Origin of the sequence: Pseudoalteromonas sp. 23_GOM-1509m (genome assembly GCF_000518425.1) — a bacterium.
GTDB lineage: Bacteria > Pseudomonadota > Gammaproteobacteria > Enterobacterales > Alteromonadaceae > Pseudoalteromonas > Pseudoalteromonas tetraodonis.
The window spans coordinates 491,920-506,452 of the sequence record NZ_KI912432.1 but is presented as its reverse complement, the minus strand read 5'-3'; the positions used below and the strand labels follow the sequence as shown (position 1 = coordinate 506,452).

Annotated in this window: 11 protein-coding genes; 7 read left to right on the top strand and 4 right to left on the bottom strand. The window is 40.7% G+C overall.

Annotated elements, in window-relative coordinates; translation table 11 throughout:
- The first annotated feature begins 7 nt into the window (after positions 1-7).
- Both pyrF and N523_RS0112920 read left to right on the top strand, forming a co-directional pair.
- Positions 8-712 (top strand): orotidine-5'-phosphate decarboxylase, encoded by a 705-nt coding sequence (gene pyrF / locus N523_RS0112925; protein WP_028835277.1) that lies wholly within the window; start codon positions 8-10, stop codon positions 710-712.
- 90 nt (positions 713-802) lie between these two features.
- Positions 803-1,177: a hypothetical protein gene (locus N523_RS0112920; RefSeq protein WP_016899933.1), complete on the top strand. Its 375-nt coding sequence runs from the start codon at positions 803-805 to the stop codon at positions 1,175-1,177.
- A 55-nt stretch (positions 1,178-1,232) separates the two neighbouring features.
- On the opposite strand, the gene N523_RS0112915 is transcribed toward N523_RS0112920, so the two are convergent.
- On the bottom strand, positions 1,233-2,063 hold the full coding sequence (locus N523_RS0112915) for a CvfB family protein (RefSeq protein ID WP_008114734.1): 831 nt from the start codon (positions 2,061-2,063) through the stop codon (positions 1,233-1,235).
- 2 nt (positions 2,064-2,065) lie between these two features.
- Positions 2,066-3,388, bottom strand: coding sequence for a DEAD/DEAH box helicase (locus N523_RS0112910; RefSeq protein WP_028835276.1), 1,323 nt, complete (start codon positions 3,386-3,388; stop codon positions 2,066-2,068).
- Between the two features lie 205 nt (positions 3,389-3,593).
- Here N523_RS0112910 and trhO point away from each other — a divergent pair, with 205 nt between their 5' ends.
- Complete coding sequence (gene trhO, locus N523_RS0112905) at positions 3,594-4,601, top strand: oxygen-dependent tRNA uridine(34) hydroxylase TrhO (RefSeq protein ID WP_028835275.1); 1,008 nt, start codon at positions 3,594-3,596, stop codon at positions 4,599-4,601.
- A gap of 56 nt (positions 4,602-4,657) precedes the next feature.
- Here trhO and N523_RS0112900 read toward each other — a convergent pair whose 3' ends face one another.
- Complete coding sequence (locus tag N523_RS0112900; RefSeq protein ID WP_028835274.1) at positions 4,658-5,095, bottom strand: hypothetical protein; 438 nt, start codon at positions 5,093-5,095, stop codon at positions 4,658-4,660.
- A gap of 221 nt (positions 5,096-5,316) precedes the next feature.
- Between N523_RS0112900 and N523_RS0112895 the strand changes: the two genes are divergently transcribed.
- The 4 genes from N523_RS0112895 to N523_RS0112880 all read left to right on the top strand — a co-directional run bounded on the left by N523_RS0112895 (position 5,317) and on the right by N523_RS0112880 (position 12,103).
- Entirely contained in the window at positions 5,317-6,333 is a 1,017-nt protein-coding gene (locus N523_RS0112895; RefSeq protein ID WP_016899935.1) for an efflux RND transporter periplasmic adaptor subunit, read from the top strand.
- Between the two features lie 2 nt (positions 6,334-6,335).
- Positions 6,336-9,416, top strand: coding sequence for an efflux RND transporter permease subunit (locus N523_RS0112890; protein ID WP_028835273.1), 3,081 nt, complete (start codon positions 6,336-6,338; stop codon positions 9,414-9,416).
- An 86-nt stretch (positions 9,417-9,502) separates the two neighbouring features.
- Positions 9,503-11,398, top strand: coding sequence for a putative nucleotidyltransferase substrate binding domain-containing protein (locus tag N523_RS0112885; protein WP_016899937.1), 1,896 nt, complete (start codon positions 9,503-9,505; stop codon positions 11,396-11,398).
- A gap of 3 nt (positions 11,399-11,401) precedes the next feature.
- Positions 11,402-12,103 carry a 3'-5' exonuclease gene (locus tag N523_RS0112880; RefSeq protein WP_013464886.1) on the top strand — a complete coding sequence of 234 codons (702 nt, stop codon included), beginning with the start codon at positions 11,402-11,404 and terminating at the stop codon, positions 12,101-12,103.
- 78 nt (positions 12,104-12,181) lie between these two features.
- Here N523_RS0112880 and N523_RS0112875 read toward each other — a convergent pair whose 3' ends face one another.
- Positions 12,182-13,762: a BCCT family transporter gene (locus N523_RS0112875; protein ID WP_013464887.1), complete on the bottom strand. Its 1,581-nt coding sequence runs from the start codon at positions 13,760-13,762 to the stop codon at positions 12,182-12,184.
- Between the last annotated feature and the right edge of the window lie 771 nt (positions 13,763-14,533).

Below are 14,533 nucleotides of genomic sequence, written 5' to 3'. Positions count from 1 at the left end.
GATAGTTATGTCTTTCGAAAAATCAAAAAAAATTCTTATCGCGCTTGATTATGATGATCAGCAAACTGCTTTAGCATTTGTAAAACAGTTATCACCAGATACCTGTCGATTAAAAGTGGGCAAAGAAATGTTTACTTATTTTGGTCCTGCATTTGTTAAAGAATTGGTCGATTTAGGTTTTGATGTATTTTTAGATTTAAAGTTTCACGATATTCCAAACACCGTTGCTAAAGCGGTGACAGCTGCGGCTAAAATGGGTGTATGGATGGTCAATGTACATGCATCGGGCGGTTATGAAATGATGCATAAAGCTAAACAAGCACTCGAGCAGTTTGGCGATAAAGCGCCATTACTGATTGCGGTAACTGTATTAACCAGCATGGACGAAGCTGAACTTGAGCGTTTAGGTATAACTAAATCACCCCAAGAGCAAGTTATGCATTTAGCTAAATTAACAAAGCAAGCAGGACTTGACGGTGTTGTTTGTTCCGCGCAAGAAGCGAAAAGTTTAAAGGCTGCTTTAGGGAAAGAGTTTAAATTAGTTACGCCAGGTATTCGCCCAGCGGGAAGTGATGCAGGCGATCAAAAACGTATTATGACACCTAAAGAAGCGATTGAAGCGGGTAGTGACTATTTAGTGATTGGGCGTCCGATCACTCAGGCACAAAACCCTGTAAAAGTACTAAATGATGTAAATGAATCAATAGCTTAAATTAAAAATTAGCATAATTGAGTGTAGTTCCTTACAACTGCTTTTCTTTGTGCTACATTTAAATTATGGGTGTGCAGTGAGGGATTTGCTTTGCGTATAATAATATTTTTAGTTGTAATTATCATTAGTGGCTTTGCTGTTAATAAATATGTTTTTTCAACTAAAATGTATGATGATGTTTCAAACGTTACTGACTTGGTATCTGGTTACCCCGTTGATTTATTCAAGTTTAAAAAAATTGCTCAAAATTATGCCCAGCATCTGTGTTACACCAATGAAGGTGTGTTAGCAGGAATAGATGTTAGCAGCAGAGACTGTGTTGCGACACATGATGAAATGCAAAATGAGTGTACAGAAAAAGTTTTTAGGCTAGCGCCGTTAAATCTAGATTCTAAAAAAGAATTAATTGAATACTCAAATGAATATTCTCGCTGTACCTTACCTTATAAAAATATTAGGTTATAAATTTCAGATACTAAAAAGCCACTTAGGTTTAAAACTTAAGTGGCTTTTTATTTAATTATTTTAAACGAATAGACTTAGCTTCAATATCAATTAAGCCTTGTTTAAATAAACCGCCAATGGCTTTTTTGTAATTTGCTTTGCTGGTCGAAAACACTTTTTTAATTAATTCAGGATCAGACTTATCGCCTATGGCTAATATGCCACCCTCATCCTTTAGTTTTTCCATTATTTTTTCACCAAGCTCGCTTACTTTACCCATGCCTGGTTTTTCAAGTATGACGTCAATTTTTCCGTCTTCACGTACTTTTTGAATAAATCCTTTTAGCTTTTGACCAACAAACAGGTTTTTAAACACCATGTTGTAAAACACGACGCCAAAATGGGATTCTTCAATAAGCACCTTGTAACCAATATCAGTTTTGCCTGCAACAATTAAGTCAACTTCTTGTAAGTGACTATACTGAGGCTCATCTTTTGATAAAAAACGGTTAAAGTTAGTTGAGGCACAAATACGCTGACTGGCGTTATCAAGATATAAACGCACTAAATATGAGTAGCCTTCTTGCATACGTGGTTTTTGTTCATTAAACGGTGCGAGTACGTCTTTTTCTAAGCCCCAATCTAAAAACGCGCCTATGCTGTTTATTTCTTTCACACGCAGTAGGGCATATTCACCCACTTGAGCATGCGGCTTTTTAGTTGTGGCTGTTGGCAGGTTTGCATTATCTAAAAATGTGAATACACTGATGCTATCGCCGGCTTCAAGCTCATGTTTTATTTCATGTTTAGGTAAAAAAACTTCACCTAAGTCGTGCCCATCTAAATAGGCACCTTCGTTGCTGACTTCTTTAACAAAAAGGGTTTGGGTGGTTCCTAGGTAACTCATAATTATTCCTGCTCAGGCTTTTTTTTACGACGCATCGGGGTATCACCATCAATATTAAGAGGTGCTTTAATTGGGGCCGCTGGCTTTTTCGGTTTTGCTTTTCGTTTTGGCTGTGGCTTATTCGCGGTCACTGCTTTTTTAGTCGGTTTAATTGGCGCTACTTTTTTCTCTTTAATACCTTTAAATTTCGCTTTTAAACCCTCAACAGCAGCAAACGATAATTCATCATTTAAAAATGATTTTATTGCCAAGTAACTTGCCCAATCTTTAGGGCCCACAAGTGATAATGCGTTACCTTTAAAACCAGCACGACCAGTTCTACCAATACGATGAACGTATTCTTCTGCGTGTTTTGGTAAATCAAAGTTAATAACATGGGTAACACTGAGTAAATCTAAACCGCGCGAAGCAACATCTGTAGTAATTAATATTTTAAAGTTTTCACGGCTAAACGCATCCATAATATCAAGGCGCTTACTTTGAGTTAAATCCCCAGCTAATGCGACAGATTTAAAGCCTTTACTATTTAATGATTCACTTAAACGGCTGGTATCAGCTCGTGTAGCAGTAAATATAATGCACTGGCCAACGTTATCTTGATTTAAAAAGTGCTCAAGCAGTGCTTCTTTATGATCAAGATGGTCAGCTAAGTACAATGTTTGTTTAATATCACTGTGTTGCTCATTGGCTGCACTGAGCATAATTTGTTTTGGTTTTTTTAATAAATTACGCGATAACGCATCAACTTGAGCATGATCTAATGTCGCCGAAAACAACAAAGTTTGACGAAGACGATGATCGGCCAGTTCATTAATTAATTTAAGTTGATCGGTAAAACCTAAATCTAAAATACGGTCAGCTTCATCAAATATAAGTAACTCTAGGCCACTTAATTGTAATGAACGTTGCTTTAAATGATCGGCTAAACGCCCTGGTGTGGCGACCACAAAGTGAGGGTCGTTACGCAGTGCTTTAATTTGGTCGTTAAAATTTTCGCCACCGAGGATTTTAACGGCCTTTATGTTGGTACCGGCAATAAGTAATCGAAGTTGAGTAAAAACTTGGGTCGCAAGCTCACGAGTTGGAGCAACAATAAGTACACGAGGATCACGTTTACTGAGTGCTTTTTGTTTCATTACACGCTGCACAGCCGGTAATAAAAACGCTAAAGTTTTGCCTGACCCAGTTTTTGACTGAGCGAAAATGTCATGTCCCGCCAGTGCCGTTGGCACAGCATGAGCTTGAATATCGGTAGGCTGGGTGATCCCTTGGTGCGCTAATTGTGTTTCTAGGCGAGTATCAATCCCAAGATCAGTAAAGTGCAATGTATGTTTCTCCAATATGAGCAAGTCTGTATAAATTTATCCGCGCATTATAGCCCACTGAGCTACTGCGCTAACAGTAAAAAGCGCATTATCATCCATTTTTTTGCATTTAAATAAAAAAAGCGTAAAATACGCGCCCCATATGCGCCGGATTTACGATTCGGTAAACGCCCTTTGCGGGTTTTAAAAGCAAAATAGGAATACCATGACTGCTGTCCATAAAGATAATGTAACCAGCGAACACTTTGTTGTATGCGCTCTGTATAAATTTGTTTCTCTGCCGGATTTTGAAGCACTTCGCCAACCTTTACTTAATGTAATGGAGCAAAACGAAGTACGAGGCACTTTATTAATTGCCGCAGAGGGGATTAACGGTACTGTCTCTGCAAAACGTGAAGGCATAGATAATTTACTTGCGTGGTTAGACACCCAACCAAATTTAGACAACATTGTTACCAAAGAATCATTTGATGACGAATGCCCGTTTTATCGCACAAAAGTTAAGCTGAAAAAAGAAATTGTGACTATGGGTGTTGAAGGCGTAGACCCATTAAAAGTAGTGGGCAGTTATGTTAAGCCACATGAGTGGAATGCCCTTATTTCTGATCCAGAGGTGATCCTTGTTGATACCCGTAATGATTACGAAATTGAAATTGGTACGTTTCAAAACGCAGTAGACCCAAACACTAAAACGTTCCGTGAATTTCCTCAGTGGGCCAAAGAAAACCTAGACCCATCAAAACATAAAAAAGTAGCCATGTTTTGTACTGGTGGTATTCGCTGTGAAAAATCAACAGCCTATATGAAAGAGCAAGGTTTTGATGAGGTATATCACCTTGAAGGCGGCATATTAAAATACCTAGAAGAAGTGCCAAAAGAAGAAACCATGTGGGAAGGCGAGTGTTTTGTATTTGATAACCGTGTAGCAGTAAATCATGATTTACAAAAAGGCTCATACGATCAATGTCACGCATGTCGCATGCCTATCACAGAAGAAGAAAAGCAAAAGCCAGAATACATGGAAGGGGTGTCGTGTCACCACTGTATTGACAATGTAACCGATGAACAACGCGCTCGCTTTGCAGAGCGCCAAAAGCAAATAGAGCTTGCTCAAGCGCGCGGTGAAGGCCACATTGGTAACGAAGCACAAGCTGTTTTACAACAACGTAAAGAAGCTAAAAAAGCGCAAAAAGACGCACAGCGAAATAAATAAGCGGTACTTTTTGTTTGTACGTTATTAATAAAAACCTCAGTTTCAACTGAGGTTTTTTATTTTAAACTCTTTTCACAATTGCTTGTATCTGTAGTAGAGAGCGTGACCTTGTTGGCAGCATTGACGAGCACACATTTTGTGTTTTTATCGAGCTTTTTCTTTTGAATAACGGTAAATTTACCTTCATCAGCAGCATATAGATTATACTGATACGCGGTGTTGCCCCCTTCAAATAAAGCAGTAAATAATCCACCGACTAATCCACCAACAATGGCGCCGCCAATCATTTCTTCTTTATTGCCATCTAAGCTATCTACAAAGCCAAACCCCGCACCAGCAGCTATTCCAGTTCCCACTTCTGAGGAGAGTGTTACTTTTTGTATTGATTCAACAGACGCATAATAACGTTTAACAACTTGATTTTGATCTGCCCGATCAATCCCTGGTGATGCACAGCCTGATAGCAAGATCACCATAATTAAACTCTTTTTCATAAATGTTGCCTTTATTAAAAATATTGATGAGCTAAATCATAGTTATAAATGTAATTTAAATATGTGTGGATTTTGTATGCTGCTGTAAAAATATGTAGAGTGGCTAGCATGCTTAATTTCAGCTTATTGTTTTGCTAATTTGTCGTACTTAGCTATTTATTGATCATAGAGCTGTTAAACTGCGTAACATAATGCAAATAATAATTAATTAGGGTGATCCTTTGAAATCGCGAATTCTTTTTACCAGCGTGTTTTTTTCTTTAATGTCGTTAAGTTTATCTGTAAAGAGTGCCAATGTCGTGGTGGAGCAGGTAGCGATGGAACGTGCTAAAGAGCAAGTTCAGGCTGTCGGTAACGCCGAAGCAATTCATTCGGTTATTTTATATCCGGCTGTGGGCGATAAAGTAACGGCGGTGCATTTTAAACCGGGTGATAGCGTAAAGGCCGGTGATGTGTTACTTGAACTTGATTCACGCAGACAAAAAGCGGCACTTGAAGAGGCAAAAATAAAACTTGCTGACACCCAAAGAACCCTCGCACGTTTAAAGCAAAGCCAAGCAAAAGGGGCTGTGCCACAAAGTGATGTGGATGATGCAAAAACAGTTGTTGAATTAGCAAAAGTGACTCTTACCCAAGCAGAAACAGAATTTGAAGACCGCCAAGTTCGTGCGCCTTTTAACGGCACTATGGGACTTACCGACGTTGAAGTGGGTGACAGAATTACTCCCCAAACGGCGATTGCAAGTATTGATGATACGCGTGCTTTATATATAAATTTTAACGCCCCAGAATCGGCCGTTTATATGCTGCGCAATAAAGGCAATGTAAAAGTATTCCCTTGGCAGTCACAAAATGCTGTAAACGCAAAAATTGCTTATCTAGATTCACGAATAGACCCACAAACCCGCACCTTACGTGTAAAAGCGCAGCTTGAAAACCCGCAGCAAAAGTTCTTACCTGGCATGAGTTTTCGTGTTCATATTGAAGTAGAAGGGCAACGTTTTGCTGCTGTACCTGAAGCGGCATTACTGTGGGGAGCCACAGGCCCTTACGTTTGGACAAGTGTTGATAAAAAAGCCACTCGAATTGATGTGAAAATTGAACAACGACTTGCTGGTCGTTTATTAGTTTCGGGGGCTTTAAAAGAACAAGATAACTTAGTGGTAGAGGGCGTACAACGTTTACGTGCGAACCAAGAGCTAAGCTTTTCAGCGCCAATCGCTAATACGCAGGAGTAGCCATGAAACAGCAACCTATGATGCAAGACTTGCCATCAATGGCTATTCGCCGTCCAGTGCTTATTGTGGTTCTGAATTTACTGATTATTATTGCCGGAATTGCCGCCATAGCAGGCGTAGAAGTTCGAGAGCTTCCAGATGTAGACAGACCCCGTATTACCGTATCAGCCTCGTTCCCTGGTGGTTCACCTGAAACCGTTGATACCGAAGTTACCAGTAAACTTGAAGGTGCCGTGGCCCGTGTGAGCGGTGTTAAATCGATTCGTGCGCAAAGTGAAGAAGGTAATTCACGTATTGTGGTTGAATTTAGACCGGGTGTTAACCTTGACGACGCTGCGAATGAAACGCGTGAGTCCGTTGCTCGAGTGCAAAGAGAGCTCCCTGAAGAGGTAGAGCGCGTTTCTATTATTAAGGCTGATAACGACGCTGAAGCGGTGGTTTCATTAACAGTATCAAGCGAAAGTTTATCGTTAGAGGCATTAACAGAGCGGGTTGATGTTGACTTAGCGCCGCAGTTTTTAACTATTCCTGGCGTTGCCGACGTACGATTAAACGGCGATAGAGAACGTGTGCTCAGGGTTCGCATTGATCCATTAAAGCTCAGCAGTTTTAATTTAACGATTCCAGATGTCGCCGATGTACTCAGGCAAGCCCCCTTTGATGTGCCTGCAGGGAGTTTAAAATCAAACGATCAGCAAATAATAGTGCGCGCTGATGCAACGTCTGTTACCCCCGCACAGGTGGGCGACATTATAATTCAGGGCGATACTCGTATTAGCGATATTGCTGCCGTGTACTTTGGTCCTGCGGATCCGCGCTCTATGGTAAGACTTAATGGTAAACCTGTTATTGGTATGGAAATTATTCGCCAAGCACAGTCCAACACTATCGAAATTTCTGATGAAGTACTCAACCTTATAGAGGGGATGCGTGAGCGCTTTCCTGAGATGGAGTTTACGCTAACATCAGATGACGCGCAGTTTATTAGAAGCTCAGTAGATGAAGTGATTAACTCATTGGTTCTAACGGTACTGCTAGTGATCATCACCTTGTGGGTGTTTATTGGTTCATGGCGTGCAACATTAGTCCCAGCATTTGCCATTCCTGTTGCGCTTATAGGTTCATTAGCACTGATATGGGCACTTGGGTTTTCAATTAATATTTTAACCTTATTAGCACTGGTATTAGCGACAGGATTAATTGTTGATGATGCAATTGTAGTGAGTGAAAATATTCAACGCCAGCGAGGGTTAGGCCTTGGAAGGCGTGCCGCAGCGGTTGTTGGTACCCGTGAAGTATTTTTTGCCGTTATTGCCACCACTGCAGTATTAGCGGCTGTGTTTGTACCCATCGCATTTTTACCCTCTACAGCAGGGCGTTTATTTAGGGAGTTTGGTGGCGTACTAGCTGGTGCGGTAATTATATCTAGCTTTGTTGCGTTATCGTTAGTGCCGGCGCTCACCTCTAAACTAAAGCTTAAGCAAGGTGGTTTTCATCCCTTTGCGAAATTTGGTAACGTGCTTGCCAATATTTATACCAAAACAATTCATAAAGTACTGGATCATGCGTGGGTTACCTTTATTGTTTGTTTATTAGTTGCAGGCGGTTCGGGTGCTTTGTATATGAGTTTAGACAACGAACTGCTCCCTACTGAAGACCGCGGTAAAATTAGAATATTTGCCCGCGGACCTGATGGCGTAGGCTTAAATTTTATGGATAGACAAGCCATTAAAATGGAAGATACCTTATTGCCTTTCGTTGAAAGTGGTGAAATTGAGTCTATTTACACTGTGGTTGGGCAATGGGATCCCAATATTGTGTTTATTACTGTGCCATTAAAGCATTGGGATGAACGTAACTTTAGCCAACAAGAAATTATTAATAAAATTCGCGAGCCTTTAGGCAACATCCCTGGTGCACCAGCTTACCCTGGTGGAGCAAATAGCTTAAATTTACGTGGCCAAGGTGGCGGCATAGAAATCGCTTTACTGGGACAAGATTACCTTGAAATATTTAAGGCTGCACAGCAGTTCTCAGCTGATCTTGAAAAAGCCGTGCCAGAAGTTGCGCCGGTAAGAGTATCGTATCAGCCATCGCAGCCGCAATTGCGTGTTAATATTGACAGACGACGCGCAGAAGAACTTGGCGTGTCTTTAAGTGATATCGCAATTACGTTAAGAGCCGCTATTAATGGTGACGATATCGCTGATTTAAACATTGGCGATCAATCTATTCCTATTATGCTACAGGCACAAAATCAAACTATTAACGACCCAAGTGATTTAGCAAACTTGTTTATTAGAGCCCGTAATAATCAATTGGTGCCGCTCAGTAGTGTCGCTAACATTTCAGAGGAAGGGGTTGCTGCCGAGCTTGAGCGTCATGCTCAGCGCCGTGCCATAGAGCTCAGTATGGAGTTGCCTGAGGGCTTAACAATTGCCACCTTAGTGGAACAAATAAAGCAAGTGTCTGAGCAATCATTACCAGCAGGTATTACTCTTGCATTTAAAGGGGAAGCACTGACATTTGAAGAAACCTCCAACGAAGTATTAATGACCTACGTATTGGCATTTTTAATTGTGTTTTTAGTACTTGCGGCGCAATTTGAAAATGTTAACAGTGCAATCGTGGTAATGATCACTGTACCATTTGGGATTACATCGGCCATTCTAGCGCTGTATTTAACCGGTACCTCACTGAATATTTACTCGCAAATAGGCCTAGTGATGTTAATTGGGTTAATCGCTAAAAATGCAATTTTATTGGTCGAGTTTGCAGATCAATTAAGAGATCAGGGGCTGAGTGTTCGAAAAGCGGTTGAACAAGCTACATTGGTACGTTTAAGACCAATCACCATGACCTTAATATCGACCTTACTCGGTGCGTTACCCCTAATTATGTCAACAGGTGCCGGAGCAGAAGCACGTAATGCCATTGGTTGGGTGGTATTTGGTGGACTTGCGTTAGCGGTATTGTTTACGCTTTACTTAACACCGGTGATTTATTTAGGATTAGCCCGCTTTACCAGTCCTCGTGGTGATGAGTCAAAGCAATTAGCCCAAGAGCTGGAGCAACTTGACTAACTAATTACGCTAATTGGCTATTTTTCTTTGAAAAAATAGCCAATTAAGCCCACAATTCAACTAGATTAAAGCCACAAGGATCACCCATGCAGGCCGAGCAAGTTGAAATAGCCCAATTTTTAGTTGAACACCCCCCCTTTGATACGCTTGAGAGCGAGGCACTAAACGAACTAGCAATGCAAATTGAAGTTGCTTATTTTCGTGCGCAAACTGATATTTTACATTTAGGCCAAGATATTAGTGACTTATATATTATTCGTAGTGGCTCGGTTGAAATTTCACGTCGTAATGGCGAGCTCTATAATCGTTTAGCCACAGGCGGCATTTTTGGCCAAATGGGCCTATTGATGAACCGCAAAGTGCGCTTTCCGGCTCGTGCCCTAGAAGACACCTTAACCTATTGTATTAATGTTAATACCTTCAACGAATACTGTGATAAATACGAAACCTTTGCCGATTTTTTCGAAGTGGATGGTAACGTACGTTTGCACCAAGCCATTGTAGAGCAAGCCGACAGCAATGATTTAACCACCGCGAAAGTGAAGTCATTATTACACCGTGATGTGGTCACAGTAACAATGCAAACTGCTATTCAAGACGTCGCATTTTTAATGACGCAAGAATCGGTCTCTTCAGTGTTAGTTACCGACATAGAAAAACAAATAAGCGACGACCCAGAAGAAGACGACGGTCAAGTTGTTGGGATCATAACCGACAGAGATATTCGCACTAAGGTGGTTGCCCAAGGGTTAACATATGATACACCCGCCAAAGAAGTAATGACATCAAGCTTAGTACTACTTGATAGCAACGCCTATGTGTTTGAAGCCGTATTAGCCATGCTAAGAGATAACTTACATCATTTACCTGTGGTACATAAAAAACGGCCTATTGGGGTAATATCGCTGTCTGACATTTTACGTTATGAATCACAAAGTAGCTTACTGTTAGTACGCGGTATTTTAGCGCAGCAATCAGTTGATGACTTAGTTCATTACGCGCGCCAATTACCTAATGTATTTGTACGTATGGTTAATGAAGATGCAAATTCGCATATGATAGGAACCGCTATGGCGGTCATAGGCCGTACCTTTAAACAGCGTTTGTTAGCACTGGCCGAAGAAAAATTTGGCGAGCCGCCTATTCCTTATTGTTTTATAGCCTTAGGCTCAATGGCCCGCGACGAGCAGCTAATTGTGACTGATCAAGATAATGCTCTCATTTTGGATAATAGTTTTGATGAGGCACTGCACGATGAGTATTTTCAAAACCTATCAGATTTTGTGTGTGATGGTTTAGCTAAATGTGGCTATACCTATTGTGACGGTGAAATTATGGCGTCGTTTAAAAAATGGCGTATGACCCGTACACAATGGAAAGAAAAATTTGCTAGTTGGATGGCCGAGCCGAAACCGCAAGCACTGCTTAATAGTTCGATATTTTTTGACTTAGATGGTGTATGGGGCAAGCTAAAATGGGCCGATGAGCTTAAAACGCTGGTGGCCAAAGAAAGCAAAGTAAACAAACGCTTTTTAGCGAACCTTGCTGCCAATGCCCGCAATAGAACGCCGCCACTAGGATTCTTTAACGGTTTTGTGCTTGAGCATAATGGCCAGCATAAGCGGTCAATGAACTTAAAACGCCGTGGTACGGCGCCGCTATCTGATGTGGTGCGCGTGCACGCCTTAGCGGTTGGCTCACGTAAACAAAACTCCTTTGAGCGCTTAGAAGATATTATAGAGGCAAATTTACTGCCTAAAGGTAAAGCACAAGATTTACGTGATGCGTTTGAGTATATTGCCACAGTACGTATTCGTCATCAGGCGTGGCAAATAGAGCAGGGTGAAGCCCCAGATAACGATCTAGACCCCCATTTACTTTCACCCTTTGAGCAAAGTAATTTAAAAGAAGCCTTTGCTATTTTAGAAAAAGCGCAAAGCTTTTTAAAATTTAGCTATTCTGCGCACCCGGGTGTGAAATAAGTTATGGCTAAATCACCGTTAGATTGGTCACAGCGCTACGAGCAGTTATTGCAAACTGCGCAAAACCCGTTACTTAAAGACTTTTATCAACAAGCGTTTACCAATCAGGCTGCTCCACTTAAAGATGTCCCTTTTGTGGCGCTCGACTTTGAAACAACCGGCCTTGATGCGAATAGCGATGATATTGTTAGTGTGGGGCTGGTGCCTTTTAATGTAAATCGTATTTATTGTAAAGAGAGCCGTCACTGGGTGGTGCAACCACGACGAGATTTAAGTGAAGAGTCAATCGTTATTCATGGAATTACTCATTCAGAAGTGGATGAAGCCCCTGATCTTAATCGAATTTTAGCGCCACTGCTTGATGCCCTTAAAGGCAAAGTGGTGGTGGTACATTATGCTGCAATAGAACGTCATTTTTTTTATAACGCGCTACTTATGCGTATAAAAGAGGGCATTGAGTTTGCACTAGTTGATACGATGGAAATAGAAAGGCGGGCGCTTAAAGCGCGGCAGGGGTTATTAGGCAGGCTGTTTAATTCAAAGCTAGGATCACTTAGGTTAAGTGATACACGGGAGCGTTATTCATTGCCACTGTATCAAAACCATAATGCGCTTACTGATGCACTAGCCACTGCCGAGCTGCTGCAAGCGCAGCTGAGTTACCACTATAGATCAGACACGCCAGTGAGTGAAATTTGGCTTTAGCTATTGAAGCATTACTGTTAAAAATAGAGCACAAAAAAAGCCGCAATTTGCGGCTTTTTTATTATGGAATGTGTTGTGTTATTTAACTGGGCGAGGCTCAGTTCGTAAACCTAAAATTAAGCTTACACACATCAATAACAATACAATGGTAAATGGCAGACCGGTTGATATAGCCCCCGCTTGCAGTGCTTCAATCGCTTGAGTGCCACCAATCCAAAGTAATGCAGCAGCAATAGCACCCTCAACAGACGCCCAAAAAATACGCTGTGGTACCGGCGCATCAATCTTACCACCTGCTGTGATTGAATCGATTACAAGTGACCCTGAATCAGAAGAAGTAATAAAGAATACCAGTACTAAAACAATAGCAATGAAAGATAAAACGTTCGCCATTGGCATTTCATCAAGCATTTGAAACATCGCCATAGGCACACTTGTTAAACCGTCAGTTCCTAGGGCACCAATTCCATTAACTACTTGGTCAATTGCGATGCCGCCATAAATAGACATCCATAAGATAGTGACTGCTGTAGGAATAAGTAGTACAGCGGTTAAAAACTCACGAATTGTACGACCACGTGAAACACGGGCAATAAACATACCTACAAACGGTGACCACGAAATCCACCAAGCCCAATAAAATACTGTCCATCCATGCATCCATGTTTCATCTTCACGACCATGTGGGTTACTTAACGGAATAATGTTTTCTACATAGCCCATTACTGTGTTTGGTATATTACCCATAGATACAGCAAAACCAACTAAACATACAAATACCAGTAGCACTAAAGCAATAAGCATATTGACGTTACTTAGTAGCTTAACGCCACCATCAATGCCTCGAATAACTGAGACAATGGCTAATAACGTCACCCCTGTAATAACCAGAATTTGTGAACCTACGCCACCTTCAAGGCCAAAAACGTGGTTAATACCCGCTGAAGCTTGTTGAGCACCTAATCCTAAAGATGTTGCCAAACCAAATAAGGTCGCAAGCACAGCTAAAATATCGATTATATGCCCCGGCCAGCCCCATGCTTTATCACCTAAAATAGGGTAAAAAATTGAGCGTATAGAAAGCGGTAAGCCTTTATTGTATGTGAAAAACGCTAAAGAAAGCGCGACAACCGCATAAATGGCCCAAGGATGAAGACCCCAGTGGAACATAGTTGCGCCCATTGCAAGCTTTGCTGCTTCTGGGGTGTTGGCAGCCACATTAAGCGGTGTTTCATACCAGCCGGTGTAATAAGCCACCGGTTCAGCAACTCCCCAAAACATTAAGCCAATACCCATACCTGCTGCAAATAACATTGCCAGCCAAGAAATACGAGAGTGAGATGGTTTAGCATCGTCGCCGCCTAAACGGATATTGCCGTAAGGCGAAAAAATTAAAACTAAACAAAAAATAACAAAGAAGTTAGCAGCCCACATAAACAGGCCGTCAAAATTATTAATAATATCGGTTTTAATACCATCTAGCGTTGTTTTAGCAACTTCGGCATCAGATACTAATACGGCAATTAAAAACAGCGCTATTAACCCTGCACTTATTCCGAATACAGGGTTATGTATATCAAACCCCCATTTTTGCACGTTGTCTTGACCTACGGTGTAGTCCGTATTGTCAATACTGTACTTGTCATGATTCTCGCTCATGCAATACCTCATTGGTTAATGAAACAGGCTGGCTTAATGCCAGTTTTTTATAGTTCACTGTATTCGTCTTATTAGATTCTTTGCCAAAGCTAACAACACGAATAATTAGAAGACTAACTAATTTAATTGCCCATCATACCTTTACTGCTAGGGGAGTTAAATATTAAATACGAAAGAATTAACACTTTGCTAAAATTTTGAGCTGACTTTGTCTTTTTATTGTACATGTCTGGTCGCTAAGAAAATGAAAACTAACGCGTTAGCACTTTATTTTATAGTAGTAAATAGCAATGAATGCAAAAGCTAAGTTAATGAATATTCATATTAATAGGGCGTATAAACAGATAAATCACTTAATTGGATACGCTAAAAGCGTACTCTGATTTTTAAAACTAAGAGTAATTTGTTAAATGGGCTTTTTTATGACTTTTTAATTACATTTTTATAGCTTTGGATTTTTAGCCAAGGGGAGGTTAATAGAATCAGCAATGAAAATAGCGATGTTAAAGTAGTTTTTATAAAAAGGTGGCATACTTATTTTGTAGTTTAAACTAATTTGCTTTCTCATTTATTTTGAGTCTTAACAGCTTAACTCACGAAGAGGGTAAAGAGACGCTGCGCTTTTAGAGAAGTAACAAAGCCACATAATTAAACAAAAATGATGAGGCAGAATGGCTTTTACTTTCTCATTTTCTTCTCATTCACTTCTCTCAGTGCAATAAGCATTTTAAGAAAATTACGCACAAAGACACCAAAAAAAGCTGCAGCTTT